Annotated in this window: 24 protein-coding genes, 1 pseudogene and 2 riboswitches; of the genes and pseudogenes, 16 read left to right on the top strand and 9 right to left on the bottom strand. The window is 63.4% G+C overall.

Annotated elements, in window-relative coordinates; translation table 11 throughout:
* The coding region (locus RTCK_RS20960; protein ID WP_235988740.1) for a transposase at window positions 1-420 on the top strand (420 nt) is incomplete at its 5' end.
* Window positions 421-586: 166 nt separating this feature from the next.
* Here RTCK_RS20960 and efp read toward each other — a convergent pair.
* The gene (gene efp / locus RTCK_RS17310) at window positions 587-1,156 is read right to left on the bottom strand and encodes an elongation factor P (RefSeq protein ID WP_142523709.1); all 570 of its coding nucleotides are present in this window, start codon (window positions 1,154-1,156) and stop codon (window positions 587-589) included.
* Between the two features lie 173 nt (window positions 1,157-1,329).
* Between efp and epmA the strand changes: the two genes are divergently transcribed.
* From epmA to RTCK_RS17290, 4 genes are all read left to right on the top strand, one after another.
* The gene (gene epmA, locus RTCK_RS17305) at window positions 1,330-2,400 is read left to right on the top strand and encodes an EF-P lysine aminoacylase EpmA (protein ID WP_142593704.1); all 1,071 of its coding nucleotides are present in this window, start codon (window positions 1,330-1,332) and stop codon (window positions 2,398-2,400) included.
* Entirely contained in the window at window positions 2,397-3,452 is a 1,056-nt protein-coding gene (locus tag RTCK_RS17300; protein ID WP_142593703.1) for a lysine-2,3-aminomutase-like protein, read from the top strand. Before epmA ends, RTCK_RS17300 begins: the two co-directional genes overlap by 4 nt.
* Window positions 3,453-3,793: 341 nt before the next feature.
* The gene (gene purU / locus RTCK_RS17295) at window positions 3,794-4,678 is read left to right on the top strand and encodes a formyltetrahydrofolate deformylase (protein WP_142523706.1); all 885 of its coding nucleotides are present in this window, start codon (window positions 3,794-3,796) and stop codon (window positions 4,676-4,678) included.
* Between the two features lie 451 nt (window positions 4,679-5,129).
* Window positions 5,130-5,327 (top strand): hypothetical protein, encoded by a 198-nt coding sequence (locus RTCK_RS17290; protein WP_142593702.1) that lies wholly within the window; start codon window positions 5,130-5,132, stop codon window positions 5,325-5,327.
* 43 nt (window positions 5,328-5,370) lie between these two features.
* Here RTCK_RS17290 and RTCK_RS17285 read toward each other — a convergent pair whose 3' ends face one another.
* A complete protein-coding gene (locus tag RTCK_RS17285) occupies window positions 5,371-5,607 on the bottom strand; it encodes an Lrp/AsnC ligand binding domain-containing protein (protein WP_142523704.1) in 237 nt (78 codons plus the stop codon).
* 57 nt (window positions 5,608-5,664) lie between these two features.
* A complete protein-coding gene (locus RTCK_RS17280) occupies window positions 5,665-6,594 on the bottom strand; it encodes a LysR family transcriptional regulator (RefSeq protein WP_142593701.1) in 930 nt (309 codons plus the stop codon).
* Window positions 6,595-6,692: 98 nt separating this feature from the next.
* Between RTCK_RS17280 and RTCK_RS17275 the strand changes: the two genes are divergently transcribed.
* The 3 genes and pseudogenes from RTCK_RS17275 (at window position 6,693) to RTCK_RS17265 (ending at window position 10,581) form a co-directional block, all read left to right on the top strand.
* Window positions 6,693-7,976, top strand: a complete 1,284-nt coding sequence (locus RTCK_RS17275; RefSeq protein WP_142593700.1) for an NAD(P)/FAD-dependent oxidoreductase — start codon at window positions 6,693-6,695, stop codon at window positions 7,974-7,976.
* A 58-nt stretch (window positions 7,977-8,034) separates the two neighbouring features.
* Entirely contained in the window at window positions 8,035-9,576 is a 1,542-nt protein-coding gene (amaB, locus tag RTCK_RS17270) for an L-piperidine-6-carboxylate dehydrogenase (RefSeq protein ID WP_142593699.1), read from the top strand.
* Window positions 9,577-9,580: 4 nt separating this feature from the next.
* Window positions 9,581-10,581 (top strand): annotated as a pseudogene (locus RTCK_RS17265) (P1 family peptidase).
* Here the strand turns inward: RTCK_RS17265 and cobD are convergent.
* Window positions 10,571-11,596, bottom strand: a complete 1,026-nt coding sequence (gene cobD, locus RTCK_RS17260; RefSeq protein ID WP_142593758.1) for a threonine-phosphate decarboxylase CobD — start codon at window positions 11,594-11,596, stop codon at window positions 10,571-10,573. The pseudogene RTCK_RS17265 and the gene cobD sit on opposite strands and share 11 nt — an antisense overlap.
* A 7-nt stretch (window positions 11,597-11,603) precedes the next feature.
* On the opposite strand from cobD, the gene cbiB reads away from it, so the two are divergent.
* Window positions 11,604-12,572 (top strand): adenosylcobinamide-phosphate synthase CbiB, encoded by a 969-nt coding sequence (gene cbiB / locus RTCK_RS17255; RefSeq protein WP_142593698.1) that lies wholly within the window; start codon window positions 11,604-11,606, stop codon window positions 12,570-12,572.
* Here cbiB and RTCK_RS17250 read toward each other — a convergent pair.
* The 4 genes from RTCK_RS17250 to RTCK_RS17235 are packed head-to-tail and all read right to left on the bottom strand — an operon-like array spanning window position 12,556 to window position 15,572.
* Entirely contained in the window at window positions 12,556-14,013 is a 1,458-nt protein-coding gene (locus RTCK_RS17250) for a cobyric acid synthase (RefSeq protein ID WP_142593697.1), read from the bottom strand. The two genes, cbiB and RTCK_RS17250, sit on opposite strands and share 17 nt — an antisense overlap.
* 2 nt (window positions 14,014-14,015) lie before the next feature.
* A complete protein-coding gene (gene cobO, locus RTCK_RS17245; RefSeq protein ID WP_142593696.1) occupies window positions 14,016-14,630 on the bottom strand; it encodes a cob(I)yrinic acid a,c-diamide adenosyltransferase in 615 nt (204 codons plus the stop codon).
* Window positions 14,627-15,385 (bottom strand): CbtA family protein, encoded by a 759-nt coding sequence (locus RTCK_RS17240; RefSeq protein WP_142593695.1) that lies wholly within the window; start codon window positions 15,383-15,385, stop codon window positions 14,627-14,629. The genes cobO and RTCK_RS17240 overlap by 4 nt, the downstream gene beginning before the upstream one ends.
* A gap of 10 nt (window positions 15,386-15,395) precedes the next feature.
* Window positions 15,396-15,572, bottom strand: coding sequence for a CbtB domain-containing protein (locus RTCK_RS17235; protein WP_142523695.1), 177 nt, complete (start codon window positions 15,570-15,572; stop codon window positions 15,396-15,398).
* A gap of 36 nt (window positions 15,573-15,608) precedes the next feature.
* A riboswitch (cobalamin riboswitch) is annotated at window positions 15,609-15,801 on the bottom strand.
* Between the two features lie 60 nt (window positions 15,802-15,861).
* Window positions 15,862-16,069, top strand: a riboswitch (cobalamin riboswitch).
* 115 nt (window positions 16,070-16,184) lie between these two features.
* Here RTCK_RS17235 and RTCK_RS17230 point away from each other — a divergent pair.
* From RTCK_RS17230 to RTCK_RS17200, 7 genes are read left to right on the top strand one after another with little or no spacing between them, the layout of a single operon-like run.
* Entirely contained in the window at window positions 16,185-16,562 is a 378-nt protein-coding gene (locus RTCK_RS17230; protein ID WP_142523694.1) for a DUF1636 family protein, read from the top strand.
* The gene (gene cobW, locus RTCK_RS17225; protein ID WP_142593694.1) at window positions 16,559-17,596 is read left to right on the top strand and encodes a cobalamin biosynthesis protein CobW; all 1,038 of its coding nucleotides are present in this window, start codon (window positions 16,559-16,561) and stop codon (window positions 17,594-17,596) included. Before RTCK_RS17230 ends, cobW begins: the two co-directional genes overlap by 4 nt.
* Window positions 17,597-17,607: 11 nt before the next feature.
* Window positions 17,608-20,931 (top strand): cobaltochelatase subunit CobN, encoded by a 3,324-nt coding sequence (gene cobN, locus RTCK_RS17220; RefSeq protein WP_142593693.1) that lies wholly within the window; start codon window positions 17,608-17,610, stop codon window positions 20,929-20,931.
* Window positions 20,928-22,241: a precorrin-3B synthase gene (cobG, locus tag RTCK_RS17215; protein WP_142593692.1), complete on the top strand. Its 1,314-nt coding sequence runs from the start codon at window positions 20,928-20,930 to the stop codon at window positions 22,239-22,241. The genes cobN and cobG overlap by 4 nt, the downstream gene beginning before the upstream one ends.
* A complete protein-coding gene (locus tag RTCK_RS17210; protein ID WP_142593691.1) occupies window positions 22,238-22,867 on the top strand; it encodes a precorrin-8X methylmutase in 630 nt (209 codons plus the stop codon). The genes cobG and RTCK_RS17210 overlap by 4 nt, the downstream gene beginning before the upstream one ends.
* Window positions 22,864-23,601 carry a precorrin-2 C(20)-methyltransferase gene (locus RTCK_RS17205; protein ID WP_142593690.1) on the top strand — a complete coding sequence of 246 codons (738 nt, stop codon included), beginning with the start codon at window positions 22,864-22,866 and terminating at the stop codon, window positions 23,599-23,601. The genes RTCK_RS17210 and RTCK_RS17205 overlap by 4 nt, the downstream gene beginning before the upstream one ends.
* Window positions 23,598-24,362, top strand: a complete 765-nt coding sequence (locus RTCK_RS17200; protein ID WP_142593689.1) for a precorrin-3B C(17)-methyltransferase — start codon at window positions 23,598-23,600, stop codon at window positions 24,360-24,362. Before RTCK_RS17205 ends, RTCK_RS17200 begins: the two co-directional genes overlap by 4 nt.
* On the opposite strand, the gene RTCK_RS17195 is transcribed toward RTCK_RS17200, so the two are convergent.
* Window positions 24,341-25,093 carry a cobalt-precorrin-6A reductase gene (locus RTCK_RS17195; protein ID WP_142593688.1) on the bottom strand — a complete coding sequence of 251 codons (753 nt, stop codon included), beginning with the start codon at window positions 25,091-25,093 and terminating at the stop codon, window positions 24,341-24,343. The genes RTCK_RS17200 and RTCK_RS17195 overlap by 22 nt on opposite strands.

Raw genomic sequence — 25,093 nt, 5'->3', positions numbered from 1 at the left:
GAGCCGCAAGTCGATGGGTACCGATGCCCCGAGGGCCAGCTTCTCGCCTATGCCACCACCGACCGCACCGGCTACAAGCACTACCGCTCCGACCCGTCCATCTGCCGCGACTGTCCGCTTCTGGCCTCGTGCACAGGCAACGCCAAGGCAGAACGCACCATCACCCGCCATGTCTGGACCGACGCCCGCGAACGAACGGACAGCCACCGCAAGACGTCCTGGGGCAAGGCGATCTACAAAAGGCGAAAGGAGACGGTGGAGCGCTCCTTTGCCGATGCCAAGCAACTTCACGGTCACCGCTATGCCCGCTTCCGCGGCCTCATGAAGGTCAGGTGGCAATGCCTGCTGGCTGCCGCGGCGCAAAACATCAAGAAGATCGCGATGGCATTGACGAAAGCACCCAAACCCGCCTGGGGATGAGGTCTCGCCCCATTCTATCGCATCTCGCCACGCGCCAAAAACAAGCAGATCGAAATCCCAAAAACACAAAAAACAAAACCCGCCGAAAAATCGACGGGTTTGTCAGCGGTCTGAACCTCCGGTGGCTCCCACCGGAGGTTTTTTGTTGCGGCGATGAAGAGCCTGCTCAGTCCTTGGCACGCTCGACATAGGAATTGTCTTCCGTCGCGATGACGACGCGCGTTCCGGCATTGATATGCGGCGGAACCATGGTGCGCAGACCATTGGAGAGGATGGCCGGTTTGTAGGACGACGACGCCGTCTGTCCCTTCACGACCGGCTCGGTCTCCGTGATCTCCAGCGTCACATGCCGCGGCAGCTCGATGGCGAGCGGTACGCCTTCGTGAATGGACAGGATGCAGGTCATCCCTTCCTGAAGATAGGCCTTCTGGTCTCCCATGGTTTCGGCATCGACGACCACCTGGTCGTAGCTCTCCGGGTTCATGAAGTGGAAGCCTTCGCCGTCTTCGTAAAGATACTGGAAGTTGACATCTTCCACGAAAGCGCGTTCGACCTGTTCCGTCGTCCGCCAGCGTTCCGACACCTTCACGCCGTCAACGATGCGGCGCATGTCCACCTGCGTGACGGGAGTGCCCTTTCCGGGATGGAAGTTCTGGGCGGTGAGCACCACGTAGAGCTTTCCGTCCACTTCGAGGACGTTGCCCTTGCGGACGGAGGAGGCGATGACCTTGACCATGAGTATTCCCTTGTGGCTGCCGGCTTGTAACCGCCGGAGATGCGTCGTAGAGGAGCGGCAAGCCGCTCCACGGGACGGAAAATTTTGTCTCGGCGCACCTAGCGTAAAATCCGGCAAATAGGAAGCCTCGCGGCGCTGCGCACGCCACAAAAGCTGACGATCAGGATCATCGAATGCAGCGATCGGCATCAACGTCCAGCCGTTCACCCTGGTGGGAACCGTCGGTTCATGCCGACCGTCGGCCCCTCCTGATGGCCCGCAACCGCATTCGATCGAGACTGCGCCGGCACTTCGACGAGCAGGACTTCGTCGAAGTCGACCCTGCGGCACTCCAGATCTCGCCCGGCAACGAAACGCATCTCCATGCATTCGAAACCCAGGCCCTGACGACCGATGGGCGGCCCTCCCCCCTTTTCCTGCACACCTCGCCCGAATTCGCCTGCAAGAAGCTGCTGGCGGCCGGAGAACCTCGCCTCTATTCGTTCTCCCATGTCTACAGGAACCGCGAACGAGGCCCGCTCCATCACCCCGAGTTCACGATGCTGGAATGGTACCGGGCAGGGGCGGATTACCGGATGCTGATGGAGGATTGTTCAGAAATCCTGGCCCTGGCGGCCGAGGCTGCCGAAACAAACAGATTCAGCTATCGCGGCGCGACCATCGATCCCTTCGCCGAACCCGAAATCGTTACGCTGGCGGAGGCTTTCGATCGGTTTGCCGGTATCGACCTGCTCGCTTCCATATCCAGCGACAGAGAGACGGACCGCGAGCATCTGGCGGCCGAACTTGGACACTCAGGAATTCGATTTGCCGATGACGATAGCTGGGCCGACCTCTTCAGCCGCGTGCTGGTGGAAAAGATCGAGCCGAACCTCGGCAGGGATCGAGCCACGATCCTCTGCGAATATCCCGTAGCGGAAGCTGCGCTGGCTCGCCCCTCGCCGCGTGATCCGCGGGTAGCGGAACGTTTCGAACTCTACGCCTGCGGCGTCGAGCTTGCGAACGCCTTCGGCGAGCTGACGGACCCGGCGGAACAGCGTCGGCGCTTCGAACATGAGATGGCGGAAAAAGCGCGTATCTACGGAGACAGCTATCCGATCGACGAGGATTTTCTGTCGGCACTCGAGATCATTCCCGAGGCAAGCGGTGCGGCCTTGGGCTTCGACCGCCTCGTCATGCTCGTCACCGGCGCCAGCCGCATCGACCTGGTGATGTGGGCACCGGTCGCGGAGCAGGCCCCATGATGCGGTATCCGGTTCTCAAAAGCGTGGAGGATCTTGCCGCGGCAGGTCTGGCGAAGACAGATGGTCTTCCCGCCTTGCGTGAAGTCGCCAAACGATACGCGGTGGCCATCACGCCCCAAGTCGCCGGTCTCATCGATCGCGACGATCCTCATGATCCGATAGCCCGACAGTTCGTGCCGCACAGCGACGAACTCGTCACCGCCGCGGAAGAGAATGACGATCCCATCGGCGATCGACCGCACACGCCAGTGAAAGGCGTGGTCCATAGGTATCCCGATCGGGTTCTTCTGAAGGCGGTTCACGTCTGCCCTGTCTATTGCCGTTTCTGCTTCCGAAGGGAGATGGTCGGGCCGCAGGGAGACGGCGTTCTTTCAGCCCCCGAGCTGGCCGCAGCTCTGGCCTACATCCGCGACCACGAGGAGATATGGGAAGTCATCCTGACGGGCGGCGACCCGCTGGTGCTGTCCCCCCGTCGGCTCGCGGAGATCATGCGCGGTCTGGCGGAGATCCCGCACGTGAAGATCGTCCGCGTCCATACCAGGGTGCCGGTGGTCGATCCCGAAGCGATTACCGGAGAACTGATCGACGCCCTCACATCGAGTGCCAAGACGGTTTACGTGGCGCTCCATGCAAATCATCCGCGAGAGCTGACGGAGGCAGCGCGCAGCGCCTGTGCCCGTCTGATCGACAGCGGGATCGCCATGGTCAGCCAGACCGTTCTTCTGCGGGGGGTCAACGATGATCCCGCGGTCCTGGCCGATCTGATGAAGGCTTTCGTCGAGACGCGGGTGAAGCCGTATTACCTGCATCATCCGGACCTCGCTCCCGGCACAAGCCATTTCCGGCTGGACATCGCCGACGGCCAGCGGATCGTCGCCGCTCTTCGCGGCCGAATCTCCGGTTTTTGTCAGCCCACCTATGTTCTCGATATCCCCGGCGGATTCGGCAAGGCTCCCATCGCCGAATGTGCCATTCGCGAAGACGGCGACGGCCGCCAGGTGGTAAGAGATCACCAGGGCCGAGAGCACCCCTATCCACCGAGGCAAACCTAAGAACCGTGCATACATGATGCGGCCGAAGGCGCTTGAGCCATGGGTGCATCAAGCGACAAAGCAGATCAAGGATCCGCCTCCAGCTGGGGTGATTTGCCGATAGGGCGGCGGAGAATTGATGGCGGAGGACGCAACGAGAACGGCAATCGCCGCCTAACCCCCTCACATTTCACCAAATAAAGAAGGCTTTCGTCACTGGTGACGCTTTTCGACAGGACGAGCTGACTTTATGGTGCGTGCGCGATGACTCATTCCATCGCCCGAGTTTCAAAGGCACGGGATTTCTCCAGGTGCCTCGTTCATGTATACATCTTGACCATGGAAGTGGCGAGGAGAGTTCGATGACAAGCTATGTCCTGACCGTTACCTGCAACTCGACGCGCGGCATCGTGGCCGCGATCTCGGGTTACCTGACGGAAAAGGGCTGCAACATCATCGACTCGTCTCAGTTCGATGACCTGGATACAGGCAAGTTCTTCATGCGCATCTCCTTCATCTCCGAGGAGGGTGCAGCAAGACCCGCACTACGGGATGGCTTCCACCCTATCGCCCAGAAATTCGGCATGGAGTGGGAAATCTACGATGCGGCCGAGCGGATGAAGGTCCTGCTGATGGTGTCCCGCTTTGGCCATTGCCTGAACGACCTTCTGTATCGCTGGAAGATAGGTGCCCTTCCCATCGACATCGTCGGCGTCGTCTCCAACCATTTCGATTACCAGAAGGTCGTCGTCAATCACGACATCCCCTTCCACCACATCAAGGTCACGAAGGAGAACAAGCCCCAGGCGGAAGCGCAGTTGCTCGACCTCGTGGAGCAGACCGGAACGGAACTGATCGTCCTGGCCCGCTACATGCAGGTCCTGTCCGACCAGCTTTGCCAGAAGATGTCCGGCCGGATCATCAACATCCATCACTCTTTCCTGCCGAGCTTCAAGGGCGCCAACCCTTATAAGCAGGCATATCAGCGGGGGGTGAAGCTGATCGGCGCCACCGCGCACTATGTCACTGCGGATCTGGACGAGGGCCCGATCATCGAGCAGGACACGGTTCGCATCACCCATGCACAAAGTGCGGACGATTACGTCTCCCTCGGGCGCGACGTGGAGAGCCAGGTATTGGCCCGCGCAATCCACGCCCATATCCACCGTCGGGTGTTCCTGAACGGCAATAGGACGATTGTATTTCCGCCCGGTCCTGGCAGCTATGCATCCGAACGAATGGGATGAAGAGGCAGCGAAGAAGCCTGTGACGTGTGCGTGACGCCCGGCCTCCGCAACTCCGCCACCCGGAGGTCCAGGCCTTGCAACGGGACGTCCCGCACCTATCTATTCTCAGCAGTGGCGGAGGCAGCGTGGCAATAGATTTCCACAATTAAGCCTTACTTCTGTCATCGGGAAGAAAAATATCCTCATTAGGGTGAATTTCGTTGCCGATGAATCCAAATACGGCTACGGTCCGTTTTGCTGGTGATTTGTAGCCGCCCGCAGAAACGCAACCACTTAAGGAGAGTGACATGTTTGAAATGACGCCCGTCGCCACCTTTCGTCAGGTAGCGTTCAACGTGAATGGCACGGAGCTTGCGTCTCTCATGTGCTGTCGAATGTAACGATTCGGTTCAACCGTTCCAGAAAATTCATTCGCCAGAGCTGTCGCCGACAGCCACAGAGGAGTCTGCTCATGCAGAAGCAAGTTATCGAATACGGCGGCGAGCCTGTCGGCATCGTCGTCCCGGACGAGGACAGGCTGAAGTTCATCGCCGTCAAGTTCCACGTTATCGACTTGGATGAACACCGCTTTACGTCGGCAGACGAGGTGCGGCTTGCGATCCGGGATCTCGTCCGCGCGCGCGACACAAGCGCCGTAGCCCACGCATGACAACTGCGGCGAAGGCTGCCTCCGAAGGGCAGCCTTCCGCGGCCTAGAACGCCGTGAAGGTAAGGGTCGTCAGCGACCGCTCGATCCCCGGAATGCAGGCGATCTTCTCGTTCACGAAACGACCGATCTCGTTGCCGTCCTTGATGTAGATTTTCAGCAGAAGATCCCAGTCGCCGCTCGTCGAATAGAGTTCCGAGACCAGTTCGGTCTTGTAGATGGCATCCGCCACCTCGTAGGTTTTGCCTGGCTTGCATCGTAGCTGAACGAAGATCGGTTTCATTTTCGGTCCTTATCGATTGCCATCCGCAAAGGGCATGACGTCTGCCGCACTATTGGCTCATGCCTCCGTTCGCCGCAACCCCGGCAGATCCTTGCCCTCTTCCCGTGCCTCCTTTTCCAGCCATGCCTTGAAGGCGGCAAAGGATGGATATTCTTCCCGGTCGGCTGGATGGGCGAGATAGTAGTTTCCCGTATGCCGTTCGGGGGCGTCGACGGCGGTAAGCAGACGCGCTGCCTGAAGCTCCGGCGCGATCAGGAAAGAGGGAAGAAGGGCCGCCCCCATTCCGCAAGCCGCTGCTTCGATGATCGTGATATACTGATCGAAGAGCATCCCGTGGACGTTGCCGAAGCTTACGCCTTGCATTGCGAACCAGTTCTCCCAGGCGTCCGGGCGGCTGTTCAAATGCAGTAGCGGCGCATTCAGAAGATCCGCCGGGCGTTGGATGCGGAAGCGCTGCCGGAAGTCACTGCTGCACACGGCAATGATGTGCTCCTTCATCAGGAATGTCAGCTCCGCTCCCGGCCATCGTGCCTCGCCGAAATGGATGGCCGCGTCGATTGAATCGAAACGGAAGTCGAAAGGCTCCAGGCGGCTGACGAGATTGACCGCAATTCCCGGATTTTGTTCCAGGAAGCGTCCCAGCCGCGGCGCCAGCCACCGTGCACCGAAGAGCGGTAATACGGCGAGGTTGATCGTGCCACCCTGTGGATGCGCCCGGAGATTGAGGGACGCATTCGAGATCCGTCTGAGTGCCTCCCGAATCTCCCTTGCATAACCGTCTCCGGCCAGGGTCAGACGTATCGTCTGCCGCTCCCGCCGAAAGAGCGAGACGCCCAGTTGCTTCTCCAGCGCCGATATCTGCCGGCTGACCGCGCTCTGCGTGAGCCCGAGTTCGTTCGCAGCAGCCGTGACGCTGCCGGTTCGCGACGCCGCTTCGAAGGCGGCGAGCAGCGAGAAGGAAGGCAAGAAGCGCCGAGGCGGCAGCATGTCATTCCTCCGTTGAATGACCTGTTGAGAAACTGTCGATATTCACCGTGTTTCGGCCTCTGTAAAGTCCGATCCGCGTTCATCCGGAATCCCAGAAAATGCTGAACAACCCGCGTTCCCACGGCTTGTGGGAGAAGACCGCTCCGCCGGCACCCCAGACCACCGCGCTGAATGAATCCCTGTCGACCGATGTCGTCATCGTCGGCGGCGGCTATACGGGCTTGTCGGCAGCACTTCATCTGGCCGAAGCGGGCACGGATGTCGTGCTCCTCGAGGCACACGAGGTCGGATTCGGCGGAGCCGGACGCAATGTCGGGCTCATCAATGCCGGCATGTGGGTCATGCCTGACGACTTCCCCAGGGAACTCGGCCCCATCTATGGCGAGCGCCTCCTCGAACTCCTCGGCAACGGACCTTATCTCGTTCGAGATCTGATCGATCGCCACGACATCGACTGCGAACTGGAGCGCAGTGGAACCCTGCATTGCGCCGTCGGCGCGGATGGATTGAAGGAACTCGAGCAGCGCGCCGCGCAATGGCAGAGGCGAGGAGCGCCTCTCGCCGTTCTCGACGCAGCCGAGACGGAACGACGGGTGGGGACCTCCGCCTATGCCGGTTCCCTGCTGGACATGCGCGCCGGAACACTGCAGCCGCTGGCCTATGCCCGCGGCCTCGCGAAGGCGGCGATCGCCGCCGGCGCCCGGCTTCACACCGATAGTGCCGTTGTGGCCTATGGGGAACGGGACGGACGGCGCGTTGTGCGCACGGCGCAGGGCGAAGTGAAGGCAGACTGGATCATCGTCGCCAGCGAAGCCTACAGCACCGGCCCATGGGAGGTGATCCGCCAGGAGCAGGTCTATCTTCCGTATTTCAACCTTGCCACGGTCCCCCTCTCGGATGCGCAGTTGCGGGCCATCCTCCCGGGCCGCGAGGGATGCTGGGACACCAGGGAAGTCCTCTCCTCGTTCAGGATGGACAAGGCCGGCCGTCTGGTCTTCGGCAGCGTCGGCGCCCTGCGCGGAACCGGGGCAGGCATCCACAAGGCCTGGGCACGGCGCTCACTGCGTCGGCTTTTCCCTCAGATCGCCGATATCCCCTTCGAGTGCGAATGGTACGGCATGATCGGGATGACGGACAACGCCCTGCCCCGCCTTCACAAGTTCGCGCCGGGTGTCCTGGGCTTCTGCGGTTACAACGGCCGCGGCATCTCTCCGGGAACGACATTCGGCAGGATCCTTTCCGAGCACATTCTCGGCCGCATCGCCGAGGTCGATCTGCCGCTTCCCTTCACGGATCCGAGGCTCCCGCCGCTTCGCGCGGCGAAGGAAGCCTATTACGAACTGGGGGCGCAGATCGCCCACTTTGCCGGCGAACGCTTCTGATTGCAGAACCGCCGCCGATCAGTACATTGACCGCAATTCTACATCCGGAAGGACTGACATGACGCTCGCAAATCTCGATCTTGCCGCCGACGTGAAGAACATACTCGGTAGTCTCGGCGTAAAGCCGGAACGCTACACGGGCGGCACCCTTACCGTCCGCTCGCCGATTACCGGCCGCGAGATCGGCAAGCTGCCGGAGATGAGTGCAAGCGATGCCGCGGCCGCGATCGACAAGGCTCATCAAGCATTCCTGGAATGGCGTGTCGTTCCCGCTCCGAAGCGGGGCGAGTTGATCCGCCTGCTGGGCGAGGAACTGCGCGCATCGAAGGAAGCCCTTGGCCGCCTCGTCTCCATCGAGGTCGGCAAGATCACCTCCGAAGGCCTTGGCGAAGTTCAGGAGATGATCGACATCTGCGATTTCGCGGTCGGCCTGTCCCGCCAGCTCTACGGCCTGACGATCGCCACCGAGCGTGCAGATCACCGGATGATGGAAACCTGGCACCCGCTCGGCGCCATCGGCATCATCTCGGCCTTCAACTTTCCCGTCGCCGTCTGGTCATGGAACGCCGCGCTTGCGATCGTCTGCGGCAATTCCACCATCTGGAAGCCTTCCGAGAAGACACCGCTGACGGCGCTTGCGACACAGGCGATCTTCGAGAAAGCTCTCACCCGCTTTATTGCGGAAGGAAACACGGCCCCCGAAAACCTCTCGACCCTGCTGATCGGCGGGCGCGAGCTTGGCGAAGTACTGGTCGACCACCCGAAGGTGCCGCTCGTTTCGGCCACCGGTTCCACCGCCATGGGACGTGCGGTCGGGCCCCGCCTCGCCCAGCGCTTCGCGCGGTCGATCCTTGAACTGGGTGGAAACAACGCCGCGATCGTCGCGCCCACCGCGGACCTGGACCTGACCCTGCGCGGCGTGGCATTTGCCGCCATGGGGACCGCCGGACAGCGCTGCACGACGCTGCGCCGCCTCTTCGTCCATGACAGCGTCTATGACGCGCTCGTTCCGCGGCTCACCAAGGCCTATCAGTCGGTGACGGTCGGCAGCCCGCTTGAGAACGGTAACCTGGTGGGACCGCTGATCGACAGCGCCGCCTTCGAGAAGATGCAGAAGGCGCTCGAAGCCGCAAAGGCAGCCGGCGGCAAGGTGACCGGCGGGGAGCGGGTTCAGCAGGACGGCGCAGTCGATGCCTACTATGTGCGCCCTGCAATCGTGGAGATGCCGTCGCAGACCGGCCCCGTAATGGAGGAAACTTTCGCGCCGATCCTCTACGTCATGAAGTACAGTGACTTCGAAGAGGCGCTTCGGCTCCACAACGACGTGCCGCAGGGCTTGTCGTCGTCCATCTTCACCAATGACATGCGGGAGGCGGAAACCTTCGTCTCCGACCGGGGCTCCGATTGCGGCATCGCCAACGTCAACATCGGCCCGTCGGGCGCAGAGATCGGTGGTGCCTTTGGCGGCGAGAAGGAAACCGGCGGCGGACGCGAATCCGGCTCCGATGCCTGGAAAGCCTATATGCGCCGTGCGACCAACACCCTGAACTACGGCCGCACCCTGCCGCTCGCACAGGGCGTCAAGTTCGACGTCATTTAGAAGAATGGGTTCGCCGCTCAATCTCCTGACCGATATCGAAGGTGTGGCCGTCGGCCACGCCACCGATCTCGCCCTCGGCTCGGGAGTGACGGCGATCGTCTTTGAGAAACCGGCTATTGCGTCCGGCACCGTTCTTGGCGGCGCTCCCGGAGGACGGGAAACCGCATTGCTCGATCCGTCCATGACGGTGGAGACGGTGGATGCGTTCGTTCTCTCCGGCGGCTCCGCCTTCGGTCTCGATGCCGCCGGCGGCGTGCAATCCGGGCTCCGCGAGATCGGCCGTGGCTTCCAGGTCGGCCACATGCGTGTCCCGATCGTACCGCAGGCAATCCTCATGGACCTGCTGAACGGTGGCGACAAGGATTGGGGGCTGCACGCGCCCTATGCGAGATGGGCTATGCGGCCTTTCAGGCCGCCCGCACTGGCCTCTTCGAACTTGGAACGGTCGGTGCCGGGACAGGTGCGACGACCGCCACCCTCAAGGGCGGCCTGGGATCCGCAAGTGCCGTGACTGCCGGGGGCCACATCGTCGCCGCTCTCGTGGCAGTGAACGCGCTCGGCTCGGCCACCGTCGGCGACGGTCCGCATTTCTGGGCCGCCCCGTTCGAACTGGAGGAGGAGTTTGGAGGCCTGGGCTATACGCGTGAAGTGGACAATAGCATGCGGATCAAGGGATTGAGTGTCCCGGCCACGACGATCGGTGCGGTGGTCACCGACGCGGTGTTGACGAAAGCCCAGGCTCATCGTCTGTCGATCATGGCCCATGACGGCCTGGCACGCGCGATCTTGCCGGCCCATCTTCCCTTCGATGGCGATACGATGTTTTCGGCAGCGACCGGCGCCAAGCCCGTCGCGGATATGCAGGCGCTGATGGAGATCTTCCACCTCGCGACATTGGTGACGGCGCGTGCCGTCGCGCGTGGGATCTATGAGGCAACCACCCTGCCCGTGCCCAAGGCGCAATCTGCCTGGCGCGACCGCTTCGGCCCGTATTTCAAACAGTGACTTCCCACAGCGCTTGTTCCAGGCGCTGCCACTGGTCCTCGGCCGGCAGCCCGATGCGCAGATCTTCCGGACGATCGCCGAAACGGCGGATGAAGACGCCCTTTTGCCCAAGGACGTTGAATATCGTCTGGGCCTGCGGATGCCGGATGTACCGGAAAAGGGAGGTCCCACCCGCTACGGAGATTCCTCTGTCGGCCAAGAGAGCATCGAGACGGCCAGCCTCCCGATGCAGCCTCTCCCGCATAGCCGCTCGCCATGCGCCATCTGCCAGCGCCTCGCTGGCGATGTGCAGGGCCGGCCCCGAGACGGACCAGGGACCGAGTTCACCTTTGATACGTGCCGTTACGTCCGGATGCGAGATCGCGAAGCCCAAGCGGACCCCGGCCATCCCGTAGAACTTGCCGAACGACCGAAGCACGAGCAGTCCGCCGGCATCCACCGCATCGGTTACGCCGGAGTGAACCGAGACGTCATGGAACGCTTCATCAACGACCAGAAGGCCGCCCTTCCGCCGCATGCTGGCCGCCAGTTCCAGAAGTTCGGCCTTCGGTATCGTCCGACCCGTCGGGTTGTTGGGATTGACGACAACCGCGAGGTCGGCCTCCGCGAGTTGCCCCACATCCTCGACCTCCCTCACGGCGTATCCTGCCATGCGGGCGGCCCTGGCATGCTCCGCATAGGTCGGCGAGAGGATCGCCGCAAGCGATCCCCGCCGAACGAGCCGGGCCACGATCGGCAGCAGGATCTGCGTTCCCGGTCCCGCCGCCACATGGTCGGGCGTTGGTGCGCCATAAGCCTCGGCTGCCAGTTGCCTGAGGCGTTCTGCAGCCTCCGCTTCGGGCAGCCGTGAGAAAGCGCTGGCTGGTAATGGGGAATATGGATAGGAATGCGGATTAATGCCGGTGGAAAGATCGATCCAGGGTTGGGGCGCTTCAGGAAACAGCGCGCGGGCCTGGGCAAGGTTGCCACCGTGTTGAAGCGGACCGCCTGCAGATACTCCAGCCTCGAATGCCATCGGCACCATGTACCTCCTTCTCGCCTTCCTTGCCCTGTTGACCGAGCGGGTGATCGGCTATCCAGAATGGATCTACCGTCTCATCGGCCATCCCGTCACCTGGATCGGCCGGCTGATTTCAGTCCTGGACAGCGCCTGGAACAGGGATGACCACGGTTTTGGACGCCGCAAGCGGCGGGGTATCTATGCGTTGATCGTTCTGTTGACCCTGGTGATCGCCACGGCGCTGCTGACGGAACGCATGTTTGCGGCCTTTCCGCTCGGCTTTATCCTGCTGGTACTGATCGCGGCCACCCTCCCGGCGCAGAAGAGTCTCGAACATCACGTGGAAGCCGTCGCCGTGGCCCTCGAAGCCGGTGGCCTTGAAGCCGGCCGCCAGGCCGTCTCCATGATCGTCGGACGGGATCCGGACCAACTGGACGAACCCGCCGTCTGCCGGGCCGCGATCGAAAGCCTTGCCGAGAACTTCTCCGACGGCGTCGTCGCGCCGGCCTTCTGGCTTGGCGTCGGCGGATTGGCCGGAGGCGCGGCGTACAAGGCGGTCAATACGGCCGACAGCATGATCGGCCATCGCTCCGCCCGCCACGAAGCCTTCGGCTGGGCCGCTGCCCGGTTCGATGACCTCATCAATCTTCCGGCATCTCGCCTCAGCGGCGCTCTTTTCATTGCCGCCGCCTGCCTTGTCGAGGAAGCTTCGGCAAGCAAAGCCATCGATGCCGTTCGGCGGGACGCCAGGCATCATCGCTCGCCCAATGCCGGCTGGCCGGAGGCAGCTATGGCCGGCGCGCTGGGCATCGCTCTCGCCGGACCACGCAGCTACGGCGGCGAGATGATCGATGCCCGCTTCATGGGCGAAGGTGGACGTGCCGAACTCGGCGCTTCCGACATCCGCCGGGCCCTGAAGCTCGCCAGGGTCGCGGACGGCCTCCTGATCGGCCTGTTCGGGCTGGGCGCTTTGGCTATCTCGCAAATCTGAGCAATCCGGTAAGGTCGAGATGCTGTTCCATGTGGGCCGCAAGGCGGTCCAACACCGCGTCGACGCCCGCCTCATAGTCCAGGCCGCTGGCGTGTCCGCCAAGTCGCCGCAACCACGCAGCCCTCTGCCTATCGTTCGCGAAAAGCCCGTGCAGATATGTCCCCACGATCCTGCCGTCGGGGGACATTCCACCATCGGGTAGGCCACCAAGATCCGCGAAGGGACGAACGCAATCCGGGCCGGAGGTACGTCCGATGTGCATCTCGTAGCCGGACAGCGGCTCGCCGTCGAAGCTATGGCCCGCCACCGCCTCCAGTCTCTTGTCGCCGGAGAGAACGGTATCGACCTGGAGGAGGCCAAGTCCCTCGACCGTTGCCGCCTGTCCTTCGATCCCGTCCGGATCGGATATCGTCCGTCCGAGCATCTGGTAGCCGCCGCAAAGACCGAGAACACGGCCACCGCGCCGGATATGGGCGCGGATATCGGTGTCCATGCCGCTTTCCTTCAGCACGCGCAGATCGGCGATGGTCGCTTTCGAGCCTACCAGGAGGATGAGGTCGCAATCGCCCGGAATTGCCTGATCCGGCCGCACACGGATCAGTTCCACATCCGGCTCCGCGTCGAGAGGATCGAGATCGTCGAAGTTGGAGATATGCGGAAGGATAGGCACGGCGATCCGGGTTGTCGCCTTCGGCCTGAGTGCCCTCGTCTGATGAACGCCTAGCGCATCCTCCGCGGGAAGGCGCACTGCCTCGGCGAAGAAGGGCAGGAGGCCGATCGGCCGCCAGCCGGTCAGCGCACTGATTGTCTTCATCCCCTCCGTGAAAAGAGCCGGATCCCCGCGAAAGCGGTTGACGATGAAGCCCTTGATCATCCCGGCATCTTCGGGCTCAAGCACCAGCTTGGAGCCCGCCAGGCTCGCAATCACACCCCCCCGGTCGATATCGCCGATCAGGACCACCGGCACGTCGGCCGCGCGGGCAAAGCCCATGTTGGCGATGTCGTGGCGGCGGAGATTGACTTCCGACGCACTTCCGGCACCCTCTATTAGAACGAGGTCCGCCTGATCTTTCAGGATGCCGAAGCTTGCCAGGACACGCGGCATGAGCCTCGGCTTGATGAGTTGGTATTCGGCAGCCCTGGCCATCCCCTCGACGCGCCCCTGCACCACGAGTTGGGCACCGACCTCGCTTTGCGGCTTGAGGAGCACGGGGTTCATGTGGACGCTGGGCGGGACCCCGGCCGCGCGCGCCTGCAGTGCCTGCGCCCGCCCGATCTCGCCGCCATCGGCCGTGACTGCGGCATTGTTCGACATGTTCTGGGGCTTGAACGGCAGCACCCTCAAGCCTCGAAGTGTGAACGCGCGGGCAAGCCCGGCAACCACGAGCGACTTGCCCACGTCGGAGCCGGTCCCCTGAAACATGAGAGCCCGGGCGGCCACGATCAGAACTCGATGCCAGCCTGTGCCTTCACGCCGGCCTTGAAGTGATGCTTCACCAGCGTCATCTCGGTCACCAGATCCGCTGCCTCGATCAGGAGAGGCTTGGCATTGCGGCCGGTCACCACGACATGCAGATCGGGCCGTCGCGCCGTGAGTTCCGCAACGACCTTTTCCAGATCGAGATATTCATACCGCAGAGCGATATTGAGCTCGTCGAGGATCAGCAGGCCCACGCTCTCGTCTGCCATCAGTTGGCGCGCTTTCTCCCAGGCACGCTCGGCAGCAGCAATATCCCGCTTCAGGTCCTGCGTCTCCCAAGTGAATCCCTCTCCCATGGTGTGCCACAGGACCCTGTCGCCGAACACGGCAAGCGCCGGCTGCTCGCCCGTCGACCAGGCGCCCTTGATGAACTGGACGATGCCGACCCGGCGGTTGTTGCCGAGCATGCGCAACGCCAGGCCGAAGGCCGCGGTAGACTTGCCCTTGCCCGGCCCGGTGTGGACCATGAGAAGACCCTTTTCCAGGGTCTTCTCGGCCACTTCCGCGTCCTGCGCCGCCTTGCGGTTGGCCATCTTGGCGCGATGACGCTCCTCAAGCTTTTCGTCGATCTCCTTCACCGCGAGACAACCCCACCGGTCGATACGGAGAAAGCCTCCTCGCCCTGGCGGAAACGATCACGAACCAGGGCGGCAACCGCCCCCAACGCGGACCAGAACACCAGGCTGGTCGCGAAGACGGCTGCCACGAAGCGGGCATGAAGATCCGCCGGCACCGCCGTTTCATGGCTTTCAGGATGCGGCGCGCCGATCAGATGCGGTGCAATCAGCAGGACGACGGCCAGCACGGCCAAAAGCGGCGAACGCGTATACGCAAGGAGGCCGAGCGCAACCGCCGTGCAGGCGGCGGTCGCGATCCACCATATCTGGCGGGCGCCGAGATCGGCGGCCGGCATGCCGGGGAGTTCCGGCGGGAGTCCGAGGCCCGGCGCGAGGCTGAAGGCCAGGAAGCCGGCGAAGCCGAACATCATCCCCTTGCGCCAGCCGCTCAGGCCGCCGAGCGCTTCTGCCGCCGTCAGCAGGACAAGGGCAAATCCGATCCCCGCCAGCATATTGGCGGCCGCGGTATAGAAGAACCGTTCGAACCCGTTGGCCGGCGCCCATGCTTCCGGATCATGGTGGTGATCCGCAGCCGCGGCATCATGACTATGGGCCGCCCCATGACCATGGTCATGGATTTCGGCACCGCCGCCTTCGAAGGTTTCGGCATGGATGATGAGCGGGACCGTCGCGTAGCTCTGCATGACGGTGAGCAGCAGTCCGGACACAAGCCCGGCGATCACCGCCGCGAGGACGATGTTGCGAAACAATGACATATCGGAGACCTCAGTGGCAGGGGAAGGCGAGCGAATGGCGCGAGTCGTGCGCGGCGTTGTGGAGGACTTCCATCTGGGAGAAGCCGACAAAACCCACGACGAACAGGCCGAGCATGGCCGTCATGCTGAGGGGGATAATTTTCGATAGAGAAAGTCCGGCTGCTGTCGCTGCGGATTTCGTCATCATTGTCTGATCCTTTCACCCTCCACCCGAGGGTACCCGTTTCACATTACGCCGCCGGCAGGTCTCCTGGCTCGCGGATCGGACGCTTCTCCCGCCTTCCCGGATATTCTCCAGTGGCATGTTGGGACGAAACTCTCCGCCTACAGTTGCGGGGGCAGCCGCGGAATCGACGAAACTCGTCTCACCGCATTCCCTCAAGGCCTTCTCAGGCACCAACGACTGCAGGCACTATAGCCGAAAAGCGCTGACGGGCAATCGTCTTTGCGACGCATTGACATGAACGGGCGACCGGGCTTACTGAATCCCTGACGGTCCTTTTCCGGCAACGGAGAAGGCGAAAAGGGAATGCGGTGCGATCCGGATCTGCCAGATCAATGCCGCGGCTGCCCCCGCAACTGTAAGCGGAGAGCCCCTGCAGGTAAGCCACTGGATCATACCGGGAAGGCAGCAGGAGGTGACGACCCGCGAGCCAGGAGACCTGCCGTCGCATCACATGCTTCTCCGGGCGGGGTGCTCCGGATGATGCGCAGATCACTGGCGTCCGGTCCCGCCGTTCGTCCCGCGCCCCATGAGAATGATTCTGGCAGGAACGCGGCCTTGTGTGACCAACGATCCATGACCGACCCGGATGTGACCATCTTCGTGTGCACCAACTGCCGCGATGCGTCGGATGGCGATCTGCGTCCCGGTATCGGCCTGATCGAGGCCCTCCGGCAGGCAGCGACGGACAAGCCCTTGAACGTCAAACCTGTCACCTGCCTCGCCAACTGCCAGAAAAGCCCCAGCGCCGCGTTCTCGCATCGCACCGGCTGGTCCTACGTGTTCGGCCATCTGAGCCTGGAGAACGTCGAAGACCTCATAGCCGGCGCCATGATGCTGGCGGAGGACGAACGGGGTTTTCTTCCCCTCCGCGGCCGGCCGGCCTGCCTGCGCGGCGACGGCATGTCGGCCCGCATCCCGCCCTTTCACCATCACGAGGACATGCCCGCATGAGCGTCAACCTTGAACGCGTCCCCTGCACCGTCGTCACCGGCTTTCTGGGTGCAGGGAAGACGACCCTGATCCGCAGCCTCATCGAGAACCTGGACGGCAAGCGTCTGGCGATCATCGTCAACGAATTCGGCGACGTCGGTGTCGACGGCGAGGTCCTGAAGGGCTGCGGCATCGAAAGCTGCCCAGAGGAAAACATCATCGAGCTCGCCAACGGCTGCATCTGCTGCACGGTCGCCGATGACTTCGTGCCGGCCATCGACCAGATCCTGGCGCGCGAACCGCGGGTCGACCATATCCTCATAGAGACCTCCGGCCTCGCTTTGCCGAAGCCGCTCGTCCAGGCCTTTCAGTGGCCGGCGGTGAAGGCACGCGTGACGGTGGACGGAGTGATCGCGGTCGTGGACGGCCTGGCGCTGGCGGAAGGTCGCGTCGCCGACGATCACGATGCACTCGAGGCGCAACGGCAGGCTGACGACTCCATCGACCATGACGATCCGGTCGAGGAAGTTTTCGAAGACCAGATCGCCTGTGCGGATATGATCGTGCTGACCAAAAGCGACCTCCTCGACAATGCTGGGCTGTCCGCCGCCAAGGAGCGCGTGAGCGCCCACCTGCCAAGGGCGGTGAAGATCGTGGTCAGTGCAAAGGGCGCCGTGGATCCGGCCGTCCTGATCGGCCTCGGTCTCGCCGTCGAGGACGACATCGAAAACCGCAAGACCCATCACGATGACGAGCTCGACCACGAGCATGACGATTTCGACAGCTTCGTCGTCGAGCTTCCCGCAGTGAACGACGCCGGGGAACTTGCGGCAAGGATTGCAGCAACGGCCGAAGCGGAGAAGGTCCTGCGCATCAAAGGCTTCATCGACGTCGCGAACAAGCCGATGCGCCTGCAGGTCCAGGCGGTAGGATCGCGCGTGAACCACTACTTCGATCGCGCCTGGGAACCGGGCGAAACCCGGCAAGGCCGGCTTGTTGTGATCGGTGAAAGGGGCATCAACAAGTCCGCCATCGAAAGGATGCTGGCCGCCTGAGGCTTGACGACATGCACATCCTCGCCACCACATCATCATCCCTGGATGACCTCATCGAGCCGGTGGACCTCGACCAGGCCCCGGCAGATGTGGTGGTGTTGTCGTTCTCCGGCAGCGACCTGAACGGGATCTCGGCCGCCTGGAACGGGCAGGAGAATGTTTCTCTGGCGGTCGCGAACCTCGCGGAACTCCGCCATCCCATGTCGGTCGACCTCTGGCTCGACAAGACGGCATCCCGGGCAAAGCTCATCCTCGTCCGGATCCTGGGTGGCTATGATCGCTGGCGCTACGGCGTCGAGGAGCTTTCGCGGCTGGCCCGGCGAAGCGATATCAAGCTCGTGCTCCTGCCCGGTGAATGCAGCCTTCAGGACGAACGGTTGGCGGTCGCGTCCACGGTAGGTCCGGAAGAGCAGGCAGCCATCCTCTCCTGCTTCCGGGAAGGCGGGCCGCACAACATGCGCCTTCTGGCCGGCCGCCTTGCCGCCCTGGCGACGGGCCGCCAGGTCGAGCCCGCTCCTGCCGCCGCCATGCCCAGGGCAGGCGCCTACCGGCCGGGGCATGGCATCGTCGACATGACCGACCTGCTGGAGAACTTCCCTCCCGCGGCACCGCGCCTGCCGATCCTCTTCTATCGCTCCATGCTGCTCGCAAACGACACGGCACCCGTCGATGCTTTGTTTCAGACGCTCGCCAGTCGCGGCTTTGCCCCCGTTCCCATCTTCGTGGGCGGCATGAAGGAAGCGGAATCGATCTCGTTCGTGGAGCAGGCATTCGCCCGGATCGAACCGGCCGCCGTCCTGACGACCACGGCATTTGCCAGCGGCACGGACGGGGATGGAGACAGCATTTTCGATCGGACTGGTCTTCCGGTCTTCCAGGTCATCGTTGCGACGACGCATCTGACCGGGTGGAAGGAAAGCCGTCGCGGCCTGAATCCGTCCGATCTTGCGATGCACGTCGTTCTGCCGGAACTGGACGGCCGCATTCTTGCCGGCGCCATTTCCTTCAAGGACCGCAGCACGTCTTCGAACCTCATCAATCGGCCCGAGCCCGAAAGGGTCGAGGCGGTGGCAGAGCGGATCGCGTGTTTCCTCAGGCTTCGGGCGACGCCCCGCCGAGACCGCAAGCTCGTCATCATCATGCCGGATTATCCCAGCGCTCCCGGTCGCACCGGCTATGCCGTGGGTCTTGATGTACCCCGGAGCGTCCTGGAAATGTTGGGCATGCTGTCCGATGCCGGCTACATGATCGAAGACCGGCCTGCATCGCCGCGCGATCTGCTCGACCGGCTGGCGAACCGTCACGACGCGCTTATTGTCGAAACCTACGAGAGCTGGTTCAAAACGCTTCCGGAAGGCGCACGCAACAGGGTTGTTTCCGCGTGGGGTTTACCCGCGGACGATCCCGAAATCAGCCACGGGATCTTCCGGTTCCGCGCAGCCCGCTTCGGTAATATCACCGTCGCCCTTGCACCGGATCGCGGCCGCGTTGCGGACCGGCGGTCCGACTACCACCATCCCGATCTGCCTCCCCGGCATGCGCTGGTCGCTTTCGGCCTCTGGATGCGTCGGGAACTCGATGCCGATGCTATCGTGCATGTTGGTGCCCATGGGACGCTGGAATGGTTGCCGGGAAAGAATGTTGCCCTTTCGCAGGACTGCTTCCCCGAGACCGTCACCGGCGGCTTGCCTGTCATTTATCCGTTCATCGTTTCCAATCCGGGTGAGGCAGCCGTCGCCAAGCGGCGCATCGCGGCCGTGGCCTTGGGGCATCTTCCGCCGGTGCTGACCGATGCCGGCCTCTCCGGGGACCAGAAGAAACTCGAACTGCTCGTCGATGAATATGCCCAGGCCGACGGCCTGGACCGCCGCCGCCGCGACCGGCTGGCGAAGCTGATCGTCGAGACGGCTCATGAAAGCGGCTCCGCGACGGAAATGGGAATTTCGCGCGACGACGACCCGGACACGGCATTGAGCCGCATCGATGCCTTCCTTTGCGATCTCAAGGACCTCGCGATCAAGGACGGCCAGCATGTCTTCGGCACATGCGCTCCGGGCGATGAAGATCCGCTCCGGATCGCGAGCGCGACTGCCGAGCGAGAAGCCTTGCTCGCGGCACTGGACGGCGAGCATATCCGGCCCGGCCCATCGGGCGCTCCTTCCCGCGGACGCCGCGACGTGATGCCGACGGGGCGCAACCTCTTTGCGAGCGATCCGCGGACGCTGCCGACGCCGACCGCCTTCGAACTCGGCAAGAAAGCTGCCGACGAAGTGCTTCGGCGCTATCTGCAGGATCACGGAGAGTGGCCGCGCAACCTCGTCTTCGACCTTTGGGGCAGTGCCTCGCTTCGCAGCGGCGGCGAGGAGGTTGCGCAGGTTCTGGCGCTGATGGGGGCACGACCCGCCTATGACGCTGCGACCGGGCGCGTGACGGGTATCGAGGTGCTGCCCCCCGCGGTACTTGGCCGTCCCCGCGTCGATGTCACGCTGCGCATCTCCGGCCTCTTCCGGGACATGTTCCCCGCCCTGATCGCGCTGCTGGATGCCGCCATGCGTGCCATCGCGGCACGCGAAGAAGCGCCCGGCGACAATCCCCTCGCCGAAGATGCACGACGCCGGGGACGAGTGCCGCAGCGTATTTTCGGTTCCGCTCCAGGGACATTCGGTGCCGGTATAGAGGAAAAGCTCTCAGACGGCACTTGGGCGGAACGGGAAGAACTCGGTCGCCTTTATCTCGATGCCACCAGCCACTCCTTCGGCGGCATGGAGGGCGAGGCGGTGGAGGCGCGTGGCCAGTTCGCGGAGCGGGTGGAAGCAGCGGACCTTCTCGTTCACACCGGTGACGATCCTGGCCGTGACCTTCTGGAGGGCTCGGCCGATGTCGCCTTCATCGGCGGCTTTGCCGCGGCAGCGGCCGCACTCGGCAACAATGCCGACCTGATCGCGCTCGACACGACCGATCCCGCCCGCCCCCGCGCCCGCTCCATCTCGCAAGCCGTTGCCCGCGTGGTGCGGGCCCGCGCCGTGAACCCGCGTTTCATTGCCGGCCAGATGCGCCACGGCCCGCGCGGGGCCGCGGAACTGGTTGAAACGGTCGACCGTCTGATCGGTTTTGCCGAAACCACCCAGGCCATTCCGCAATCCCTCATCGAAGCGACTTACGACGCCTACCTCCGCGATGAGGAGGTACGGGACTTCCTGCTGTCCCAGAATCCGGAGGGTGCTCGGTTCATGGGCAAACGTTTTCTTTCCGCGATGCGCCGCGGCCTCTGGCACCCGCGCCGCAATGCGGTCGACGCGGAACTGGAAATGCTTGTGGCGGAGAAGGCCGTATGACCGCGCCCCCTGCCGACCTTGCACCCCCGGACATGCGCCGCGGCGCCTGCCCTGCCCTGTCTTCGCCGATGCAGACGGGAGACGGCCTTCTGGCCCGCATTGCCTTGCTGGACGCGATCGGACCGCAGCAGTTGGCAGCCATCTGCAGCCTTGCGCAGGAGCATGGCAACGGCATCATCGATATTTCCGCCCGTGGCAATCTGCAGGTGCGGGGTCTGACTGGTGAAACGGCCGGGATGCTGGACACGGACGTCCGCGCCCTGAAACTGCCGTTGCGGGAGGGGCTGGCGGTCGACCTTCCGCCTTTGGCCGGGCTGGATCCGATTGAAATCGCCGATCCTCGCTCCCTGGCGGTGGCGATACGCGAAGGAGCTCGGGGCATCGAGGGACTCGCGCCGAAAATGTCGGTGGTTGTCGACGGTTCCGGGCAGATGCGGCTCTCAAATCTTCTGGCAGATATTCGGCTCCTCGCCAGAGGAACGGAAGACGGAATTCGCTGGCAGATCCTTCTCGGAGGAACCGAAGCAACCGCACGTATCCACGGGATATTCGACCGACAGGCGGCGGTTGCCGAGACCCTGGCCCTGTTGCGCAAACTGGCCGGTATGGGCACGGCAGCGCGGGGCGGTGACCTTGCATCCGCAACGATGGCAATCGGCGGGATGCCCGAACGCCATTCATCTCCCTTCGGCCTCGTGCCACTGAAAGGCGGCAAGGCCGCTCTCGGGATCGCTCTGGTCTTCGGCCAAGTCCAAGCACGCCAACTGGCAGCGCTTTGCGCGGAAGCCGAACGTCTCGGCATATCTTCGGTAAGGCCGGCCTTCGACCATTCCCTGCTTTTCGTCGGCGACGGCCCCGCATGCGCGGAACTTGCCGCATTTGCCGCCGTGTCGGGTTTCATCACGTCTGCAGCGGATCCGCGGGCGAGCATCGCCGCCTGCCCCGGCAGCCCCGCCTGCACCTCGGCCTCGATCGACACCCATTCGCTGGCCGATGTCGCGCTGGAGGCCTTTGGCGATCTTTTCGATGGCTCCATCAAGCTGCACGTGACGGGTTGCCCGAAGGGCTGTGCTCACCCGCAACTGGCATCGCTGACGCTGTGCGGCATCGACGATGCCGTCTCGTTGACGACAGGCAAGCCCTCTGCCCCTGCATTCGCCTCCATGGCGGAAAGCCAAACCGGCTCCGCCCTTCGAATTCTTGCGGCGCTTGTCCGATCGGAACGCCGGCAGGATGAAACCTCTGCAGCATGCATCGCCAGACTTGGCGAAAGCCGGCTTGCTCTCTCCCTCACGTCAGGAAGCAAATGACCACCTACGACTACATTCGCGAGGGTGACGCCATCTACAGGAAATCCTTCGCGATCATCCGCCAGGAAGCCGACCTGTCTCCCTTCACTGCCGAACAGGCGGACATCGCCATCCGCATGATCCATGCCTGCGGTCTGGTGGAGGCAGCAGAACATTTCCGTTTCTCGCCCGATTTCGTCTCAAAGGCACGCGGTGCTCTGCACGCGGGTAAACCGATCTTCTGCGATGCTGAGATGGTCGCCCACGGCATCACCCGTGCCCGCTTGCCGGCCGACAACCAAGTAATCTGCACCCTCCGCGACAGCCGCACCATCGAACTGGCGAAGACCATCGGCAATACGCGCTCTGCCGCGGCTCTCGACCTGTGGGACGAAATGGAAGGAGCGCTGGTGGCGATCGGCAATGCGCCGACGGCCCTGTTCCGGCTCCTGGAGATGCTCGATGCCGGTGCGCCGCGGCCGGCGGCGATCATCGGTATGCCTGTCGGTTTCGTCGGGGCAGCCGAATCGAAGGAAGCCCTGATGGAAACCTCCCTCGGCATTCCCTATGCCGTGGTTCGCGGCCGGATGGGCGGCTCCGCGATGACGGCCGCCGCCATCAATGCTCTGGCGAGGGCAGGACTTTGAACACGGCGGTCAAAGGCAGACTGACAGGCGTCGGCACTGGTCCCGGCGATCCGGAGCTTCTGACCCTGAAGGCCGTCCGGGCCCTCAACGAGGCGGACGTCGTCGCATTCTTCTGCAAGAAGGGCAGCGGCGGAAACGGCCGGGCGATCGTCGACGCGCACATCCGGCCGGGCACGATCGAGATGCCGCTCGTTTATCCGGTCACGGTCGAGACCCACAAGGACGATACCGGCTACAAGGAGCCGATCGCCGCGTTCTTCGACCGCTCAGCGGAAGATATCGCCGCGCATCTGGATGAGGGCCGCAACGTCGCCGTCCTGAGCGAAGGGGATCCCCTCTTCTACGGCTCCTATATGCACCTTCACGTGCGTCTGGCGCATCGTTACGGGACCGAGGTGATCGCAGGCGTGACGGCCATGTCCGGTTGCTGGTCGACGGCCGGGCTGCCGCTCGTTCAGGGCGACGATATTCTCAGCATTCTTCCGGGCACTCTGCCGGAGGAAAAGCTGGTGGAACGTCTCGTCGACACGGATGCCGCCGTCATCATGAAGGTCGGTCGGAACCTTCCGAAGATCCGCCGCGCCCTGCAGGCCGTCAACAAGCTATCCGGCGCCCTTTATGTCGAGCGCGGCACGATGGCGAACGGTACGGCGCAACGGCTGGAGGAGCGCGATGAAGCCCCCGCACCTTACTTCTCGCTGGTCCTGGTGCCGGGATGGAAAACACGCCCATGACCGGCTCGCTCGTGGTCGTCGGGCTCGGCCCCGGAAACCCTGATCAGATGACGCCCGAAGCCGCAGCCGCCGTCGGCTCGGCTGAGGATTTCTTCGGTTATTTTCCCTACCTAGACCGGCTTTCCCTGCGCCCGAACCAGCGCCGGCACGCTTCCGACAATCGGGAGGAACTGGCGCGGGCAAGGGAAGCACTGGCGATGGCTGCGGAGGGAGGCAAGGTCTGCGTCGTTTCCGGCGGCGATCCCGGCGTCTTCGCCATGGCCGCTGCCGTTTGCGAAGCCATCGAGGATGGACCCGAACAATGGCGCGGCATCGATATCTCCGTCGTACCGGGCATTACCGCCATGCTCGCCGTCGCGGCAAGGGTGGGTGCGCCGCTGGGACATGATTTCTGCGCCATCTCGCTTTCGACCAACCTGAAGCCATGGGAAATCATCGAGAAACGCCTCATCGCTGCCGCGGAGGCAGGTTTCGTCATGGCCTTCTACAATCCGATCAGCAAGGCGCGTCCGCACCAACTGAGTGAAGCGCTCGATCTTTTGCGCCGGCATCTTCCCCCGGATGTGCCGGTCGTCTTCGGCCGGGCCGCCGGCCGTCCGGACGAGGTCATTCGAACCGTCGCGCTGAAGGACGCCTCCGCGGACATGGCGGACATGGCCACCTGCATCATTGTCGGATCGTGCGAGACAAGAACCATCGAACGTGACGGGAAATCCCCGTTGGTCTACTCCCCCCGGAGCTACAGGGGTGGCAGCATATGAGCGAGATGGTCCAGCACGCCCTCGACCGTGTCTACCGCCACGACCTCCGGCAGGAGGGGTCTGCGGATCAGCACCACGGTGATGCCCAGCGACCGGGCGGCGGCGATCTTGCCGTAGCTCGCCGGGCCACCACTGTTCTTCGCCACGATGATCTCGATGTCATGCTTGCGAAGCAGGTCCGCCTCGCTCGCCTCCTCGAACGGACCGCGATCCGTCAGGTAGACCGCGTGCGGAACGGAAAGTGGCGGCTCCACCGGATCAACGCTGCGGATAAGATATTGGTGTTGCGGCGCGGCCTCGAAGGGCACGAGCTCCTGTCGTCCGAGCGTCAGGAATATCCGTCGCGGCTTGCTACCCAGGGACGCGACAGCCTCCGCTATCCCCGGCACGTCGAGCCACAGGTCGCCGGCTTGGAGCTGCCAGGGAGGACGTCGCAATGCCACCAGGGGAACCTCGGCCATTCTTGCAGCTTCCGCCGCGTTTCCGGATATCCTGACGGCATAGGGATGCGTGGCATCGATCAGCATGGCGATGCGTTCGTCGCGAAGATAGCGCGCCAGACCCTCGGCACCGCCGAACCCTCCCACACGGACGGGAACAGGATGTGCGATCGGCGTACGGGTCCGTCCGGCGAGGGAAAGCTCGGTGGAATAGCGGGCATCGCCTGCCATGCGCTGCGCGAGGTGCCGTGCTTCCGCAGTGCCGCCAAGAATGAGGATGGAGTGTTTCAC

Source organism: Pseudorhizobium endolithicum (assembly GCF_902153245.2).
Lineage (GTDB): Bacteria > Pseudomonadota > Alphaproteobacteria > Rhizobiales > Rhizobiaceae > Neorhizobium > Neorhizobium endolithicum.
This window is presented reverse-complemented; position numbering and strand designations above follow the sequence as displayed.

Excerpts from the sequence above, each read along its gene's own strand:
- purU (WP_142523706.1), top strand. The coding sequence starts at position 3,794 with ATGACAAGCTATGTCCTGACCGTTACCTGCAACTCGACGCGCGGCATC.
- epmA (WP_142593704.1), top strand. The coding sequence starts at position 1,330 with ATGCAGCGATCGGCATCAACGTCCAGCCGTTCACCCTGGTGGGAACCG.
- RTCK_RS17285 (WP_142523704.1), bottom strand. The coding sequence starts at position 5,607 with ATGAAACCGATCTTCGTTCAGCTACGATGCAAGCCAGGCAAAACCTAC.
- RTCK_RS17200 (WP_142593689.1), top strand. The coding sequence starts at position 23,598 with ATGACCGGCTCGCTCGTGGTCGTCGGGCTCGGCCCCGGAAACCCTGAT.
- RTCK_RS17240 (WP_142593695.1), bottom strand. The coding sequence starts at position 15,385 with ATGTCATTGTTTCGCAACATCGTCCTCGCGGCGGTGATCGCCGGGCTT.
- RTCK_RS17290 (WP_142593702.1), top strand. The coding sequence starts at position 5,130 with ATGCAGAAGCAAGTTATCGAATACGGCGGCGAGCCTGTCGGCATCGTC.
- cobN (WP_142593693.1), top strand. The coding sequence starts at position 17,608 with ATGCACATCCTCGCCACCACATCATCATCCCTGGATGACCTCATCGAG.
- efp (WP_142523709.1), bottom strand. The coding sequence starts at position 1,156 with ATGGTCAAGGTCATCGCCTCCTCCGTCCGCAAGGGCAACGTCCTCGAA.
- cobW (WP_142593694.1), top strand. The coding sequence starts at position 16,559 with ATGAGCGTCAACCTTGAACGCGTCCCCTGCACCGTCGTCACCGGCTTT.
- RTCK_RS17210 (WP_142593691.1), top strand. The coding sequence starts at position 22,238 with ATGACCACCTACGACTACATTCGCGAGGGTGACGCCATCTACAGGAAA.
- RTCK_RS17280 (WP_142593701.1), bottom strand. The coding sequence starts at position 6,594 with ATGCTGCCGCCTCGGCGCTTCTTGCCTTCCTTCTCGCTGCTCGCCGCC.
- amaB (WP_142593699.1), top strand. The coding sequence starts at position 8,035 with ATGACGCTCGCAAATCTCGATCTTGCCGCCGACGTGAAGAACATACTC.
- cobD (WP_142593758.1), bottom strand. The coding sequence starts at position 11,596 with ATGGCATTCGAGGCTGGAGTATCTGCAGGCGGTCCGCTTCAACACGGT.
- RTCK_RS17300 (WP_142593703.1), top strand. The coding sequence starts at position 2,397 with ATGATGCGGTATCCGGTTCTCAAAAGCGTGGAGGATCTTGCCGCGGCA.
- RTCK_RS17230 (WP_142523694.1), top strand. The coding sequence starts at position 16,185 with ATGACCGACCCGGATGTGACCATCTTCGTGTGCACCAACTGCCGCGAT.
- cobG (WP_142593692.1), top strand. The coding sequence starts at position 20,928 with ATGACCGCGCCCCCTGCCGACCTTGCACCCCCGGACATGCGCCGCGGC.
- RTCK_RS17275 (WP_142593700.1), top strand. The coding sequence starts at position 6,693 with ATGCTGAACAACCCGCGTTCCCACGGCTTGTGGGAGAAGACCGCTCCG.
- RTCK_RS17235 (WP_142523695.1), bottom strand. The coding sequence starts at position 15,572 with ATGATGACGAAATCCGCAGCGACAGCAGCCGGACTTTCTCTATCGAAA.
- cbiB (WP_142593698.1), top strand. The coding sequence starts at position 11,604 with ATGTACCTCCTTCTCGCCTTCCTTGCCCTGTTGACCGAGCGGGTGATC.